At 71.6% G+C, this 16,009-nt stretch carries 14 protein-coding genes; 10 read left to right on the top strand and 4 right to left on the bottom strand.

The window, feature by feature from the left end:
- Positions 1-122 precede the first annotated feature (122 nt).
- From hemW to R0145_RS10680, 3 genes are all read left to right on the top strand, one after another.
- The gene (gene hemW / locus R0145_RS10690; RefSeq protein ID WP_317836812.1) at positions 123-1,355 is read left to right on the top strand and encodes a radical SAM family heme chaperone HemW; all 1,233 of its coding nucleotides are present in this window, start codon (positions 123-125) and stop codon (positions 1,353-1,355) included.
- Positions 1,356-1,453: 98 nt separating this feature from the next.
- Complete coding sequence (locus R0145_RS10685) at positions 1,454-2,311, top strand: DUF3097 domain-containing protein (RefSeq protein ID WP_317836811.1); 858 nt, start codon at positions 1,454-1,456, stop codon at positions 2,309-2,311.
- 61 nt (positions 2,312-2,372) lie between these two features.
- Positions 2,373-3,206 (top strand): inositol monophosphatase, encoded by an 834-nt coding sequence (locus tag R0145_RS10680; protein ID WP_317836810.1) that lies wholly within the window; start codon positions 2,373-2,375, stop codon positions 3,204-3,206.
- Positions 3,207-3,210: 4 nt separating this feature from the next.
- Here the strand turns inward: R0145_RS10680 and R0145_RS10675 are convergent, their stop codons facing one another.
- Positions 3,211-4,113, bottom strand: a complete 903-nt coding sequence (locus tag R0145_RS10675; RefSeq protein WP_317836808.1) for an MBL fold metallo-hydrolase — start codon at positions 4,111-4,113, stop codon at positions 3,211-3,213.
- A gap of 58 nt (positions 4,114-4,171) precedes the next feature.
- Here R0145_RS10675 and hrcA point away from each other — a divergent pair, with 58 nt between their 5' ends.
- Genes hrcA through tgt form a run of 4 tightly spaced genes read left to right on the top strand, consistent with a single transcriptional unit; the run spans position 4,172 to position 8,355 of the window.
- Complete coding sequence (gene hrcA / locus R0145_RS10670; protein WP_317836806.1) at positions 4,172-5,179, top strand: heat-inducible transcriptional repressor HrcA; 1,008 nt, start codon at positions 4,172-4,174, stop codon at positions 5,177-5,179.
- Positions 5,180-5,192: 13 nt separating this feature from the next.
- Entirely contained in the window at positions 5,193-6,365 is a 1,173-nt protein-coding gene (dnaJ, locus tag R0145_RS10665) for a molecular chaperone DnaJ (RefSeq protein WP_317836804.1), read from the top strand.
- 9 nt (positions 6,366-6,374) lie between these two features.
- Positions 6,375-7,118, top strand: coding sequence for a 16S rRNA (uracil(1498)-N(3))-methyltransferase (locus R0145_RS10660; protein WP_317836802.1), 744 nt, complete (start codon positions 6,375-6,377; stop codon positions 7,116-7,118).
- The gene (gene tgt, locus R0145_RS10655; protein ID WP_317836801.1) at positions 7,111-8,355 is read left to right on the top strand and encodes a tRNA guanosine(34) transglycosylase Tgt; all 1,245 of its coding nucleotides are present in this window, start codon (positions 7,111-7,113) and stop codon (positions 8,353-8,355) included. Before R0145_RS10660 ends, tgt begins: the two co-directional genes overlap by 8 nt.
- A gap of 102 nt (positions 8,356-8,457) precedes the next feature.
- On the opposite strand, the gene R0145_RS10650 is transcribed toward tgt, so the two are convergent.
- Positions 8,458-9,846, bottom strand: coding sequence for an MFS transporter (locus tag R0145_RS10650; RefSeq protein WP_317836799.1), 1,389 nt, complete (start codon positions 9,844-9,846; stop codon positions 8,458-8,460).
- 283 nt (positions 9,847-10,129) lie between these two features.
- Between R0145_RS10650 and R0145_RS10645 the strand changes: the two genes are divergently transcribed.
- Both R0145_RS10645 and R0145_RS10640 read left to right on the top strand, forming a co-directional pair.
- Positions 10,130-11,329, top strand: coding sequence for a hydroxylase (locus tag R0145_RS10645; protein ID WP_317836797.1), 1,200 nt, complete (start codon positions 10,130-10,132; stop codon positions 11,327-11,329).
- A 254-nt stretch (positions 11,330-11,583) separates the two neighbouring features.
- Positions 11,584-12,846 (top strand): TetR/AcrR family transcriptional regulator, encoded by a 1,263-nt coding sequence (locus tag R0145_RS10640; RefSeq protein WP_317836796.1) that lies wholly within the window; start codon positions 11,584-11,586, stop codon positions 12,844-12,846.
- Between the two features lie 8 nt (positions 12,847-12,854).
- Here the strand turns inward: R0145_RS10640 and R0145_RS10635 are convergent, their stop codons facing one another.
- A complete protein-coding gene (locus R0145_RS10635; protein WP_317836794.1) occupies positions 12,855-13,745 on the bottom strand; it encodes an alpha/beta hydrolase in 891 nt (296 codons plus the stop codon).
- Positions 13,746-14,021: 276 nt separating this feature from the next.
- Here R0145_RS10635 and R0145_RS10630 point away from each other — a divergent pair, with 276 nt between their 5' ends.
- Complete coding sequence (locus R0145_RS10630; RefSeq protein ID WP_317836792.1) at positions 14,022-14,921, top strand: VOC family protein; 900 nt, start codon at positions 14,022-14,024, stop codon at positions 14,919-14,921.
- A 94-nt stretch (positions 14,922-15,015) separates the two neighbouring features.
- Here R0145_RS10630 and R0145_RS10625 read toward each other — a convergent pair whose 3' ends face one another.
- On the bottom strand, positions 15,016-15,840 hold the full coding sequence (locus tag R0145_RS10625; protein WP_317836790.1) for an IclR family transcriptional regulator: 825 nt from the start codon (positions 15,838-15,840) through the stop codon (positions 15,016-15,018).
- Positions 15,841-16,009 lie beyond the last annotated feature (169 nt).

Below are 16,009 nucleotides of genomic sequence, written 5' to 3'. Positions count from 1 at the left end.
CGGGGTGGCGCGGGCGCTCGGTCCCGGGCGCGGCGGGCCCCGGTCGATGGGAAGCTCCGATCTCGGAGTATTCCACGCGGCCAGGGGCGCGGCAGAATGGTCCGGATGAGAGGGAACACCTGATGCCAGCCACGCTGCCCGACGGCGATCCGGTGCCGGCGGACGGGACGCTGCCGCCGTCCGCCCTCGCCGGGCTGGGACACCGGCCCCTGGAGATCTACCTGCACGTCCCGTTCTGCACCACCCGGTGCGGCTACTGCGACTTCAACACCTACACCGCCGACCAGCTCGGCACCGATCCCGGCGCGACCCGGGCGACGTACGTCGACGCCGCGCTGACCGAGCTCGCGCTGGCCCGCCGGGTGCTCGGGCCGGCCGCCCCGCCGGTGTCGACCGTCTTCGTCGGTGGCGGCACCCCCACGCTGCTGCCGGCCGGCGAGCTGGTGCGGTTCCTGGCCGGGGTCCGCGACACGTTCGGACTGGCCGCGGGGGCGGAGGTGAGCGCCGAGTCCAACCCGGAGTCGATCGACGCCGACGGGCTGGCCGAACTGGCCGAAGGTGGCTTCACCCGGATCTCGTTCGGCATGCAGTCCGCCGACGAGCAGGTGCTGGCGCTGCTCGACCGGGTGCACACCCCCGGCCGGGCGGCCGCGATGGTCGACCTGGCCCGGGCAGCCGGCTTCCGGCAGGTGTCGCTGGACCTGATCTACGGCACGCCGGGGGAGAGCGTGGACTCCTGGCGGCACACGCTGCGGACGGCGCTGGCCGCCGGTCCCGACCACCTGTCCGCGTACGCCTTGATCGTCGAGGAGGGCACCCGGTTCGCCGCCCGGGTGCGGCGCGGCGAGATCCCGATGACCGATGACGACGACCTGGCCGACAAGTACTTGGTCGCCGAGGAGGAACTCACCGCCGCCGGCCTGTCCTGGTACGAGGTGAGCAACTGGGCCCGGACCCCCGACGACCGTTGCCGGCACAACCTCGGCTACTGGCGGGCCGCCGACTGGTGGGGGATCGGGCCGGGGGCGCACAGCCACATCGGTGGCGTACGGTTCTGGAACCGCAAGCACCCCGCGGCGTACGCCCGGGCGCTGGCCGAGGGCCGTACGCCCGCCCAGGGCCGCGAGATCCTCACCGGAGTGCAGCGGCGGGTGGAGCGGGTGCTGCTCGAGCTGCGGCTCGCCGACGGGCTGTCGACCGACGTGCTCACCGGGACCGAGCAGGCCCGGGTGCCGGACCTGCTCGCCCGTGGCCTGGCCGAGGTACATGGTGCGGGGACGGGCGGCGACCGGCTGGTGCTCACGCTGCGTGGGCGGCTCCTGGCCGACGGGATCGTCCGCGACCTGCTGGACTGACAGCGGTCCCCATCAGCCCGCTGTGGGCCGGGTCGCCGTACGATAACGACTGGGTGTCGCGGGCGTGCGGTGTCGGTGCCGAGGCATAGCCTCGGGTCATGTCCACGAGCAGATATCCCACCGATGTGCTCGCCGCCGGGTTCGAGCGCGCCAACCGGAAGCGGGCTTCGCGTGACCAGGTGGTCCGGGCCGGCTTGGTGATCGAGGACCCGGCCAGCGGGTTCTGTGGGGCCGTGCTGCGCTGGGAGAACGGTCTGGTGGTCCTCGAGGACCGCCGGGGCCGGCGTCGCTCGTTTCCGCTCGGCCCGGGTTTCCTGCTCGAGGGGGAGCCGGTGACGCTGAAGGCCCCGGTGCGAAAGGGGGCCGAGCCCACCCACACCAGGTCCGGATCCCGGGTCGGGCCGGTGGAGCCCGCCCGGGTGGCGCTGCCCAGCCGGATCTACGTCGAGGGCCGGCACGACGCAGAACTGGTCGAGAAGGTCTGGGGTGACGACCTGCGCCACGTCGGCGTCGTCGTCGAGTACATGGGCGGGATGGACGACCTGCCGGCCATCGTCGCCGAGTTCGCGCCCTGCGGAGGGCATCGGTTGGGCGTGCTGGTCGATCACCTCGTCCCCGGCAGCAAGGAGTCGCGGATCGTCGAGCAGGTCGCCGCGGGCCCCTGGGGTGACGACGTGCTGGTCACCGGCCACCGTTACATCGACATCTGGGAGGCGGTGAAGCCGGCTCGGCTGGGACTGCGGGAGTGGCCCCGGATCCCGCGCGGCACCGACTGGAAGCACGGTGTCTGCGCGGCGATGGGCTGGCCGCACAAGGATCAGGCGGACATCGCCCGGGCCTGGCAGTTCATCCTGTCGCGGGTCGGCAACTGGAACGACCTCGATCCCGGGTTGCTGCGCGAGGTCGAGCGGCTGATCGACTTCGTCACCCAGGACCACCTCGACCGGGAGAGCTGACCCCGGGTCGCGCCGAGGGCCCCTGCCCGGGTGGGGCATGGTGTGTGACACAGTGGGGCATATGGTGGCACCCCGTGAGCTCTCCACAGACCAGATCCTCGAGATCATCCAGCAGGTCGCCGATGAGGTGATCCGTCCCCGGTTCCGATCCCTGACCAGCGACGAGATCGCCGAGAAGGGGCCGGGCGATCTGGTCACCGTCGCCGATCGTGAGTCCGAGCTGCAGCTGACCGCGATCCTGTCCCGCGCCTACCCGGACGCGCTGATCATCGGCGAGGAGGCCACCGCCGCCAATCCGGGCCTGCCGCCGCACCTGCTGGGCGCGGAGCACGGCTTCACCATCGACCCGGTGGACGGCACCAAGAACTTCGTCAACGGCAAGGAAGACTACGCCGTGATGATCGGCGAGGTCCGTCAGGGTCGTACCGTCCGGGCCTGGATCTGGCAGCCGGAGTACGCCACCGCCTACGTCGCTGTCCGCGGCGAGGGGGTCACCCGGAACGGCGAGCAGATCTCCCGGGCGCTGCCCACCGCGGACCCGGCCGGCTGGCGCGGCCACTCGGCCCGGGTGGTGATCCGGGACCGCGCCGCCGACGCCGCGCTGCCGCAGATCACCACCAGCGCCCTGTGCTGCGGTGTCGACTACCCCAAACTCGTCACCGGCCAGAGCGACTTCCTCGTCTACGGCCGCCCCCGACCGTGGGACCACGTGCCCGGGATGCTGATGGTCGAGGAGATCGGCGGCACCGCCCTGCTGACCGACGGGTCGGCGTACGTGCCCGGGGTGGACGGTTTCGGGATGGTCGTCGGTGCCACCGAGCCGCTGGCCACCTCGGTGCGGACGGCGCTGGGCGGGCGCCTCGGCACCCGGCCGACCCCCGTCCAGGCGGAGTGACCCCTCAGTCCTCGCGGACGTCCTTGCGGATGATCGGCAGCTGGTCGCGCGGGGCGAATCCCCGGGCGGCCAGCAGGTCGTACGCGGTGCGTACCCCCGCGGCGATCCGCGGCCACGGGAACGGCCAGTCGCCGCGCTGTTCGGCGTCCTCGTAGCGGACGCCGTCGGAGACCAGGTTGGTCACCTCGCCGAGGATCGAGGCGATCCAGCCGCGCTGCAGGGTGACCTCGGCCATCGTCATCGGCGCGCCGTGGCCGGGATAGGCCAGCCAGTCGGGGCGCAACAGCAGGCCGATCAGGTGGTCCAGCGCACCCGGCCACCGCTCCGGGTCGGCGTCCGGCCCCAGCTGCGGGCCGGCCGGTTCGACGATGTCACCGGCGAACACCAGCCGGGCGTCGGCGACCACGGCGATGCTGTCGTGGTCGGTGTGGGCGTGGCCGACCGAGATCAGTTCCACCACCCGATCGCCGAGGGGCGCCGCCCGGGCCACCCCGAAGGTCCGGGTCGGCGCCGGCAGGTCCACGGCGGTCACCCCGTACGGCGCCAGCGCGGCCAGTAGCCCGGGGTCGGTGAGGTGGCCGGCCAGCCGCTCGTGGGCATAGCTCGGCAGGTCGCGGAATGCGGCCAGGCCACCGACGTGGTCGTAGTGGGCGTGGGTGAGGGCGACCGCGGTCACCGGCACCCCGGCGACCGCTTCGGCGGTGCGCCGGATCTCCGCGCCCTGGGCCGGCGTGCTCCCGGTGTCGATGACCAGGGCGCCGGCCGACCCGGCCACCAGTCCGATGGTGACGGCCTCCGGCTCGGCGACCGCACGCCAGGTGCGATCGCCGATCGCCTCCCAGGGGCCGAGGGAGGGGGAGGCGCCGGCGGAGGGGGAAGGAACGGCTGGGGACGGTCCATGGCTCATGGCGCTAGACTGGCACTCGGAGTGGCGGAGTGCCAACGCCGGCGGGTGAGGAGGGGAGATGCTCGACGACCGCAAGCTGACCGTGCTGCGCGCCATCGTCACCGACTATGTCTCCAGCCAGGAGCCGGTCGGGTCGAAGGCGCTGGTCGAGCGCTACCACCTGGGCGTCTCGCCCGCCACCGTCCGCAACGACATGGCCGTCCTGGAGGACGAGGGCTACATCGCCCAGCCGCACACCAGCGCCGGCCGGATCCCGACCGACAAGGGCTACCGGCTGTTCGTCGACCAGATCGGGGAGATCAAGCCGCTGTCCGCCGCCGAGCGGCGGGCGATCGAGACGTTCATGTCCGGCGCGATCGACATGGACGACGTCGTCGCCCGGACCGTCCGACTGCTGGCCCGGCTGACCCACCAGGTCGCCATCGTCCAGTACCCGGTGGTCTCCGCCACCGTGGTCCGGCACGTCGACGTGATCCGGCTCAGCGGCGACGATCTGATGCTGATCGTGGTGACGTCGAACGGCCGGGTCGAGCAGCACACCCTGACCCTGAGCGTGGACGAGGTGCTGCTCACCGAGATCCGGACGAAGCTGGCGGCCGCCGTGGTCGACCGCTCGACCCAGCGGGCCCTCGAGGCGCTGGAACGGGTCGACGAGGAGTTCCGCCCGGAGGACCGTCCGGCGGCCCGGATCGTCGTCACCACCCTGCTCGAGCTGCTCGGCACCCCGCCGAGCACCCGGGTGGTGGTCGGCGGGGTGCCCAACCTGGCCCGGTTCGCCAGCGAGTTCGAGTCGACGGTGGGGCCGGTGCTGGAGGCGCTCGAGGAGCAGGTGGTGCTGCTCAAGCTGCTCGGCGAGGCCGCCACCTCGGACGACGTGCTGGTCCGGATCGGCGGGGAGAACCCCTACCAGGGGCTGCAGTCGACCTCCATGGTCGCGAGTGCCTACGGCAGCCAAGAGGATGTCTGGGCCACGCTCGGTATTGTCGGACCGACCCGGATGGACTATCCGTCGATGATGGCGTCGGTGCGGGCAGTCGCACGCTACGTGGGCCGTTTCCTGGCCTGAGGATGACGAGGATATGAGCAAGGACTACTACGAGATCCTGGGTGTGGGCCGGGACGCCGACGCGGAGGCGATCAAGAAGGCCTACCGCAAGCGCGCCATGAAGGTGCACCCCGATGTCGCCCAGACCGATGATGCCGCCGAGCAGTTCAAGGAGCTGAACGAGGCGTACGAGGTGCTGAAGGACCCGCAGAAGCGGGCCATGTACGACCGTGGCGGCGACCCGATGGGCCACGGCGGGATGGGTGGCGGCTTCGGCGGGATGGGAGGTTTCGGCGCCGCCGGCGGATTCGACTTCACCGACCTGATCGGGTCGATGTTCGGCCAGGCCACCTCGCGTGGTCCGCGCTCCCGGGTCCGCAAGGGCCAGGACGCCCTGGTCGGGATGTCGCTCACCCTCGCGGAGGCGGCGTTCGGGGCGACCAGGCCGCTCCAGGTGGACACCGCGGTGCTGTGCTCCCGCTGCGGGGGATCCGGGTCGGCCGAGGGCAACGCCCCGGTCACCTGCCGCACCTGTCACGGCACCGGTGAGGTCACCCAGGTGCAGCGGTCGTTCCTCGGCGACATCCGGACCTCCTCACCCTGCCCGACCTGCCGTGGCTACGGCACGGTGATCCCCGATCCCTGCCCGGAGTGCTCCGGCGAGGGGCGGGTCCGGGCCACCCGTACGCTCAACGTCAAGGTGCCCGCCGGGGTGGACACCGGCAACCGGATCCACCTGGCCGCCCAGGGCGAGGTCGGCCCCGGCGGCGGTCCGGCCGGCGACCTCTACGTCGAGCTGCGGGTCGAGCCGCACGAGAGCTTCACCCGCAAGGGCAGCGACCTGGAGACCGTCGTCCGGGTGCCGATGACCGCCGCCGCGCTGGGCACCTCGGTGAAGGTGCCCACCCTCGACGCCGAAAAGGAGGGGGCGACCCCCGAGGAGTCGCTGGTCGACGTGGAGATCCCCGCCGGCACCCAGTCCGGCACCCGGGTCACCGTCCGCGGCCGGGGGGTGCCGCGGCTGCGGTCCAACGGGCGCGGCGACCTGGGGGTGACCTTCCTGGTGCAGACCCCGACGAGGCTGGACCCCGACCAGCGCGAACTGCTGCGCCAGCTGGCCGACCTCCGCGGCGAGCACGAGATCAAGCTCGGCCACGCCAAGGAGAAGGGCTTCTTCGGCAAGCTGCGCGACGCCTTCGAGGGCTGAGGCCGACCGGTGACCGACCCCGTCTTCCTGCATGAGTTCGCCGCCGACCCGGCTGTCGGTGACCTCGTCACGCTGGCCGGCGAGGAGGGCCACCACGCGGCCGCGGTCCGGCGGATCCGGGTCGGGGAGACCGTTGTGCTCACCGACGGGAACGGCCGGGGGATCCGCGGCGAGGTGGCGGCCGTCGACAAGCGGAGCCTCGACGTCCGGGTCGACGAGCTGCTCCGGGCGCCGCGGCCGCCGGTCCGCTGGGTCGTCGCCCAGGCCCTCGCCAAGGGCGGCCACGACGACCAGGCGATCGACATGATGACCCAGGCCGGGGTGGCCGAGGTGGTGCCGTGGCAGTCCGCCCGCGCCATCGTCCGGTGGACCGGCGACCGGGCGGCCAAGGGCGTGGAGAAGTGGCGGCGGACGGTCCGGGAGGCGGCCAAGCAGTCTCGCCGGCTCTGGGTGCCGGCGGTGCACGACGTCGTCGACACCGCCGGGCTCGCGATGCTGGTCGCGTCGGCCGACGCGGCGTACGTGCTGCACGAATCGGCCGACCGGTGGCTCGCCGGACTGGACCTGCCCCGGGCCGGCAGCGTGCTGCTGGTGGTCGGCCCCGAGGGCGGCATTGCCGCCGAGGAACTGGACGTGCTGGTGGCGGCCGGGGCGGTGCCGGTGCTGGTCAACGACGGGGTGCTGCGCAGCTCCAGCGCCGGCATCGTCGGGCTGGCCCAGGCCCAGGCGCTGGTGGCGCGGGCGAATGGCTGATCTCTCGGCGTTCGGCTTCCGCCGCGAGGCCGAACTGGCCAACGGGCGGGGGCGCACCGGCGTGATTCGCACCCCGCACGGCGAGATCCGCACTCCGGCGTTCGTCGCGGTCGGCACCAAGGCCACCGTCAAGTCCGTCACCCCGGGCCAGGTCGAGCAGCTCGGGGCGCAGGCGGTGCTGGCGAACGCCTACCACCTCTACCTCCAGCCGGGCGCCGACATCGTCGACGAGGCGGGCGGCCTGGGCGTCTTCATGAACTGGCCCGGACCGACCTTCACCGACTCCGGCGGGTTCCAGGTGATGAGCCTGGGCGCCGGCTTCAAGAAGGTGCTGGCGATGGACACCACCGGCCTGCAGGACGATGACGTGATCGCCGAGGGCAAGACCCGGCGCGCCTTCGTCGACGACGACGGGGTGACCTTCCACTCCCACCTCAACGGGGACGTGCACCGGTTCTCCCCGGAGGTGTCGATGCAGATCCAGCACCGGCTCGGTGCCGACATCATGTTCGCCTTCGACGAGCTGACCACGCTGATGAACACCCGGGAGTACCAGGAGGAGTCGGTCGAGCGGACCCGCCGCTGGGCGCTGCGCTGTCTCGTCGAGCACCGGCGGCTGACCGCGGAACGGGTCGGCAAGCCCTACCAGGCGCTCTTCGGTGTGGTCCAGGGGGCCCAGTACGAGGACCTGCGCCGGTCCGCCGCCCGCGGCCTGGCCGAGATGACGGTCGACGGCCAGGGATTCGACGGCTTCGGCATCGGCGGTGCGCTGGAGAAGGCGAAGCTCGGCACCATCGTCGGCTGGGTCAGCGACGAACTGCCCGCGGACAAGCCCCGTCACCTGCTGGGCATCTCCGAGCCGGACGACTTCTTCACCGCGATCGAGAACGGCGCGGACACCTTTGACTGCGTCCAGCCGTCGCGGGTGGCCCGCAACGCCGCCCTCTACACCCGCGACGGACGGTTCAACATCACCCGCGCGGAGAACCGGCGCGATTTCGGGCCGATCGACCCGGACTGCGACTGCTACACCTGCACCCACTACTCCCGGGCGTATCTGCACCACCTGTTCCGGGCCAAGGAGATGTTGTCGGCGACCCTGGCGACGATCCACAACGAGCGCTTCACGGTGCGGCTCGTCGACGACATCCGGACCTCCCTGGAGGAGGGCCGCTTCGACGAGTACCGCGACGAGGTGCTCGGCAGGTTCTACCCGAAGCACCGCCGGCAGCACTGACCGGGCGGTTCCCCGGTCGGACGGCGGTGCCCGACAGGCGGCGGTGCCCCCGCAGGAGGAGCGATGGTCCTGCGGGGGCACCGGTCAGGGGGTGGGCGGGCGTCAGCCTTCCCGGGACTTCGTCAGGGCGTCGGGGTCGGGGTCGGGGTCCGAGGCGGGTCCGGCGACGTGGCGGTGCCCGATCACCGGGTTGTCGACCAGCACCGCCTCGGGGATCTGCTCGGCGGCGTCGGCCGGGTCGTCCGCCACCGGGATCGCCACGCCCGCCGGGAACCGGTAGCGGCCCATCGCCAGGCCGCCGACGGCACAGACCGCCAGGCCGAGGCCGAAGACCAGGAACGCCGCGTCGTAGTTGCCGGTGGCGGTGTAGGCAGCGGCGTACGCGAACGGGCCGAGCGAGTAACCGAGGGCGAGCAGGGCGTAGTAGATGCCGTAGATCAGACCGAAGCGCTTCATGCCCATGTATCGGGAGGTCATGTAGCCGACCAGGTCGGACTCGCCGCCGGAGGCCATCCCGACGAGGACGGCTCCGACGAGGTGGATACCGCCGACGCCCGCATGACCGCTCAGGAACCAGAAGCCCAGGATCGGCATCGCGAACACCACGGCGGCCACCAGCGGAGCGTGGAGCCGGTCGAGCAGGAACCCGCCGATCATCCGTCCGACGATCGCTGACAACCCGGCGGCGGACAGTGCCGTCACGGCGTCGGTGGTGGAGATGCCCTGGTCCGACAGCAGCGGCACCATGTGCACCAGGACGCCCGGGACCGCGCAGCCGAGCATCAGGGTGGTCAGCAGCAGGATCCAGAACTGCCGGGTGCGGGCCGCCTCACCGAGCTCCAGTCCGGGCAGTTCGCCCGCCTCGGGTGTGGCCGTATGACCGAGCTCCTGACGCTCCCGGTCATCGGGCTCCCGGATCATCAGGAGCAGCGGGGGCAGGGCGAGCACCGCGAGCAGGATCGCCAGGCCGACGAACACCGGTCGCCAGCCACCGAACGTGGTCATCAGCAGCTGGGTGAAGGCCGGTGAGAGCGCCTGCCCGATGGCCATCCCGGTGCCCACGATGGCGACCGCCAGACCGCGCCTGCGGTCGATCCACTCCGCGGCGACCTTGAGGTAGATCAGCCCGCCCTGCCCGACCGACACGACGCCGAGCACGGCCATCAGGCCGTACCAGAGCGCCTCGTTGGGCGGGCACCAGGCCAGTGCGAGCATGGTCAGCACGGTCAGAACGGCGCTGGGGATGCCGACCTTGCGGATGCCGAACGTGTCGAGCAGTCGCCCGGCGAACGGCATGATGATCGCGGCCGTCAGCGCGAAGATGCTGAGCCCGTTACTCACCGCCGCCCGGGTCCACCCGAAGTCCGTTGCGATGGGATCCATCATCACGCCATACGGGGTGATGATCAGTGCGCTGACAGAGACGATCAGAGCGATCGTCGAGGCGCCGATCACCACCCATCCTCGTGTCGTGGGGCTCAGCTGCGACATGGTTCTCTCCTTTGGGAACGGGGCGGCGTGTGCCACCCGCACGATGCGTGGTGCCGCGAGCAGCAGTCTGGGGAGCGCCGGCCGGGCCGGCCGACGAATCCGTTCCACCCACCGGGAAGGCGCATCGTCATCGATGTCAGTCGGACGACGTGCCGGGTGCCGGAACCTTTTCGTTCACCGGGCGCGGAGTGCGGCCACAGGATCGACCCACCGACTGCGGGATCGGGCCGGCCGCCGCCGACCTGACCACCGCGAGGTTTCCTCCGACGAAGAAGGATCTGTGATGAGCGAACTACTCGAGCGAAGCGAGAACGTCACCGGTGCCGAGGTGCTGGACCGGATCGACGCACTGCGGGAGAGCCTGACCGGCGCCGCGGCCGAGGCCGACCAGCTGGGACGGCTGCCCGACCGTACGGTCGCCGACCTGCACCGGATCGGCGTGATCAAGATGCTGCAGTCGAAGCAGTACGGCGGCTACGAGTCGCATCCGGCGGAATTCAGCGCGGCGGTGATGAAGATCGCCGGCCTTAACTCCGGCGCCGGCTGGGTCGCCGGGGTCGTCGGCGTACACCCCTGGGAGGCCTCGGGCTTCACCCGGCAGCTGCAGGAGGAGATCTGGGGGCTGGACCCGGACACCTGGATCTCCTCCCCGTACGCCCCGCTGGGGGTGCTCGAGCCGGCCGACGGCGGCTACCGGATCAAGGGACGGATCCCGTTCTCCTCCGGGGGCGAGGCCTGCGAGTGGGCGATCACCGGTGCCCTGCTGCGGACCGCGGACGGCGCGACCGAGCTGCGCCACATCGTGCTGCCGCGCGACGACTACTGGTTCGACCAGGAGTCCTGGAACGTGATCGGCCTGCGCGGCACCGGCTCGAAGGACCTCGTGGTCGACGACGCCTTCGTCCCGTTCCACCGGGTCTACGACCCGCTGGACTTCGACCACGGACAGAACTTCGCCACGGTCGGCAACGACGCACCGCTCTACCGGATCCCGTTCCCGACGATCTTCTCCTACGCGATCAACAGTGCCAGCCAGGGCATCGCCGAGGGGGCCGTCGCGGCGGTGATGACCAACGCCCTGCAGCGGATCGACGCCCGCGGCACCAGGACCCTCGAGGACCCCTACCAGATGGCGGTGATCGCCGAGTGCGCCGCCGAGGTGCGTGCCGGGCGGGCCGTCCTGCTCGCCGACGGTCACCGGATGTACGACGAGGTGGTCCGGGACGGCCGCCTGAGCCTCGCCTCCCGGGCCGAGATCAGGGCCAACGGGGTCCGGGCCATCCGCCGCTCTGCCGACGCCGTGGAGAAGGCGTTCAATTACGCCGGTGCCCGGTCGTTGCAGCTCGCCAGCCCGGTCAGCCGTGGGCTGCGGGACGCCAAGGCGACGCTGGCCCACATCTGCAACACCCAGCACCCGATCTACCAGATCTGGGCCCGGGTCAACCTCGGCCTGGAGCACGACCTGGGGATGGCGTTCTGGTGATCCGGACCGACCCCGACCCCGGCGCGCCGGCCGGCTCGGGGGTCAGCAGCGGACAGGGCGGCGGTCCCCGGGCACGGGACCGCCGCCCTCGGCGCGTCCGGGACACGGCATACTGGCGGGGATCGGAAACGGACGCGGACGGGGGAACGGTGGCTGGATCGTCGGGGGCGCCTCGACCGCCGGAGGGCCGGGAGCAGCGATCCCGCCGGATGCAGGCCCGCGGGCGGGAGGGCCGGACCCGCATCCTGCGGACCATGCTGACCCTCGTCGACGAGCGCGGCTTCGAGGGGGCCACCATCGCCGAACTGGCCCGCCGGACCGGCCTGCCGGCCAGTTCGGTGTACTGGCATTTCTCCAGCAAGGACGAGATCGTCGCCGCGGCCATCCAGGACTCGTACGAGCAGTGGTTCGGGGGCCAGCCGCCGTGGCCCGAGGAACCCGACGAACGGCCGCTGCCCGAGCAACTCGAGGACGCCATGGTCCGGCTGGAGGGTGACGGCACCCACCCGGACTACGCCAGGGTCGGGCTGGCGCTGTCACTGCAGCGGCGCTCCTCGGCGGAGGCGGCCCGGTCGGCCTTCCTCGACATCCGGAAGGAGGCCAAGCGGCGCCTGGGAGGCTGGTGGACGATCGCCCTGGACCGGATGACGGCGACCGGCCCGGTCGATCCGCGGGCCGCCGAGGCGATGGCGCGGCTGACCCTCGCAGTGCTGGACGGCCGCTACCTGACCGGTCAGGATGTCGCGCTGGTGCCGGAGAAGACCCGGCTGCTGGCCCTGCTGCTCACCGGCGCGGCGCGCTACTACGCGGCCGGTGGCCCGGTGCCCCAGGAGGAGGTGTCGGCCGGGCCCGGCGACCGGATCTGGGTGCGCACCGCGGAGACCGGCCGGGAGGCGCTGGTCGCGGGGGCGATCGATGTGTTGTGCGACCAGGGCCCGGCCGGCACCACCGTCGCGCTGGTCTGCGAGCGGGCCGGCCTGCCCGCCAGCTCCCTCTACTGGCACTTCGACGACCTCGGGGCGCTGGTCGCCGAGGCGCTCGACACCGCTTTCGCACGCTGGTCGGCGAGTTCCGACGTGTGGCCCGGCGGACCGGGCATCGACCACCGCACGGCGATCGCTGGACATCTGCGGGACGGTTTCCGGACCATGCTGGAGGAGCCGGCCGCCTTCCGGATCGGCTACATGCTGTTGCTCCAGCAGGGTGAATCCGAGGCCCGGCAGCGGTTCCGCCGGATCCGGCGGCAGGTCACCGCTCGCAACGTCGGCTGGTTCGCCGAGTGGGTGGGGAGCGAGGCCCCGGGGGACGACCGGGAGCCGCTCAGCGGCTCCCTGCCCGAGCTGCTCTCCTGGGCGGTGATGACACTGGTGGACGGCCTGTTCGTCGTCGAGACGGTCTCCCCGCTGTGGCCGATCACCGACGCCTCGGAGGTGCTGGCCGCGGGACTGGCGTACGTGATGACGAGCTACCCCGCGGACCACCGGGCCTCACCCGGCGACCCGCGGGGCCGCGGCTGACCGGCTGATCAGCCGCCGAGGGCGACCAGGGCCGGCTTCTCTCCGGTCCCGGAGGTGTTCAGGACGAAGTCCCGGACCAGCCGGTTGAACTCCTCGGCGTGCTCCAGCTGGGCCCAGTGCCCGCACCGGTTGATCAGGTAGGCCCGTGAGTCGCTGATCAGCCGGACCAGCCGCAGGGTGTGCTCGAACGGCACCACCCGGTCGTCCCGGCCGTGGATCAGCAGCGCCGGAGCGGTGATCGACGCGATCTCCCGCTCCGAGGCGCCGTAGCGCAGCGGCGGGCCATCGACGGACCCCTCCAGCCAGTTGTCCAGGTGCTCCTGGTGCCGGCGGGCGTTCGCCGAGCGCTGCTCGGCGAGCGGGGCAGCGACCTCCTGCGGAGTGTCGTAGGTCATGATGTCGACGGTGGCCAGGAAGTTCTCCGGCGACGGATCGGCATAGCCTTTGTAGAGGATCTTCAGGCCCTCGGTGAGGCCGCCGCCGGCGTCGAAGATGGTCACCCCACCTGATCCCGGCCCCATCGTGATCAGGTGCGAGACCCGCTCCGGGTGGCGGGCGGCCACCGCGATGGCGATCATCCCGCCCATCGAGTTGCCGACCAGGGCGGCCCGGTCGATCCCGACGGCAGCCATGAACTGCACCACCACCTCGGGGTGGCGGTAGTCCGCGGCCGGCCGGGAACTGGACTCCCCCCAGCCGGGCATGTCCAGGGCATAGACGTGGAAGTCGTCGGCGAGGGCACCGATGTTCGGGTTGAAGTTGCTCCAGCCGGTGGCCCCGGGGCCACTGCCGTGGACCAGGATGACGGCCCGGTCACCGGCGCCGGCCTCGTTGTAGGCGACGGTGGTCCCGTCGGGCAGGGTGACCGAGCGGAAGGTCTCTTCGTAGCTGACGTCCATGCGTCCTCCGAGGGTGTGTCGTCGATGCGCCCGGCCGTACCGGGACCTGTGGGCACCCAGCCTGACGACTCCCGGCCCGGACGGCCAGCCTCCGGGTCCGGATGTCGGAACACCCACGAATCCGGTGTTTCCCCTGGTCGGAAGCCTGTTCGGTGGCTCGTTGCGGAGGTTCCGGGACCCGGAACGAGTCGCTGTCGGCGGGCCGGTGGGCTGCCCGACAGTGATCCGGAACATCGGTGCCGCCGCCCGCGGGGCGGCCAGTGAAAGGACACACCCATGGCCGAAGTCAAGAGCCTCGCCTATGCCATCGTGGACGCCACGGATCTCGACGCCTGGTACGACTACGGCGTCAACGTCGTCGGTCTGCAGGTCGGAGAGCGTACGGACCGGCGGATCCGGTTCCGGATGGACAACAAGCTCTACCGTCTCGAGATCAACCGGGCGGACCAGGACCGGATCACCCACATCGGCTGGGAGGTGAAGGGGCCCGCGGAGCTGGAGCAGCTCGCCGAGGCGGTCCGCGGGCTCGGCTACGACGTACGCCGCCCCTCGGCCGAGGAGATCACCGACCGGTGCGTGGTCGACCTGTACCGCTTCACCGACCCGGACGGCACCGTGGAGTGCGAGCTGCACTACGCGCTGCACGACTCGCTGGATCGCTTCGCCTCCCCGCTCGGACACTCCTTCGTCACCGGCGACGGCGGCGCGGGCCACGTCTTCCAGCTGGTCCAGGACGTCGAGGCGTACGAGAAGCTCTACTTCGACGTGCTCGGCTTCCGGCTGAGCGACTGGATCGAGATGAAGGGACTGAAGCTCACCTTCACCCACTGCAACCCCCGCCACCACACCTTCGCCTTCGGCGGTGGGGTGCCCGGGCTGCCGACCGCCATCGGGCACCTGATGGTCGAGGTCGAGGACATCGACCACGTCGGCCGGGCCCACGACAAGGTGCTCAACGGGGCCGCCCGGATGATCAGCGGTCTGGGCCGACACACGAACGACAAGATGATCTCCTTCTACATGGATTCCCCCTCGCACTTCGGCGTCGAGTTCGGCACCGGCGGGCTGCGCATCGACGATGCCAGCTGGCTGCCGACCTGGTACACCGAGACCCAGTACTGGGGCCACAGCCCGTACCTGACCCTTTCCAAGGACGATCCGAAGAACTACGGCTGACCCCGCCGGGGACGAGCCCGGAGCACGACCGAGGGGGCCGCGGCGATGCTGCGGCCCCCTCGATGTGTGGACTCGGTGCCGGCGGAACGGGACCTCAGGCCGCGGACGCCCCGGCGTCGTGGAGCCGGCGGGACACCTCGGCCGCGGTCCGCCGGACCAGCAGGGCGTGCGCCTCGGCGTTCACCGGGGCGGTCGGGGCGCATGCCGACACCGCGGCGACCGCCCGTCCGTCCACCAGGACCGGGGAGGCGACACAGCTGATCCCGAGCTGCGACTCCTCCCGGTCGTGGGCGAGCGCCGTCCGCCGGGTCTCGGCCAGCTGCTGGACCATCAGCCCCGGCTGGCGCACCGAAAAACGGGTCCGCGGCGCCAACCCGTTCTCGACGACCTCCCGCACCGTCACCGGATCGGAGAACGCCAGGATGGCCTTGCCCAGTGCCGTACAGGCGGCCGGCACACGACCGCCGATGGTGGTGGAGACCGCTGCCGTTCGCAGGCCGTGCACCTTGTCCAGGTACACCACGTCATGACCGTCGAGGACACCCAGGTGGACCACCATCCCGGTCCGGGTGTGCAGATCGGTCAGATGCGGCAGGGCGATGTCCCGCAGGCCGTCGGGACGGCAGAGGTCGACCCGGTTCCCGAGCTCGAAGAGCCGCCGCCCCAGTTGGTAGGCCTTCCCGGACCGCTCGACGAAGCCGCTCTCCTCCAGGTAGGCCAACAGGCGGAACGCGGTGGACTTCGGCATCCCGGTCCGCCGGGCCAGCGCACTCACCCCGGCGGGATCCCCGGCCGCGGTGAGTGACTCCAGCAGCATCAGGGCCTTGCTCACCGAGGCGAGGCCGCCCGGCTCCTGGCCGGGGTGGGCGCGGTCGAGCCGGGTGTCGAGGGGAGTGTCGTCGAGTGGGGTGGCCGTCATGGTGCTCCGTCCGTCGTTGGCGCGGTTCCACGTTCCTGTAGTGGATGGTACAGAAACTGTAATGTCCGCTACAGATGTGAGGCAAGACACAGTCGAGGTCGAGTTGTCCCGCCCATCGGTCCCGTTCAGCCACCCGGAACGGTTCCGTTGAGGACAGACCGGGGTGCCG

It is taken from the genome of Raineyella sp. W15-4 (assembly GCF_033170155.1).
Classification (GTDB): Bacteria; Actinomycetota; Actinomycetes; order Propionibacteriales; family Propionibacteriaceae; genus Raineyella.
The sequence above is the reverse complement of the archived record's forward strand: the minus strand, read 5'-3'. Positions and strand labels throughout refer to the sequence as shown.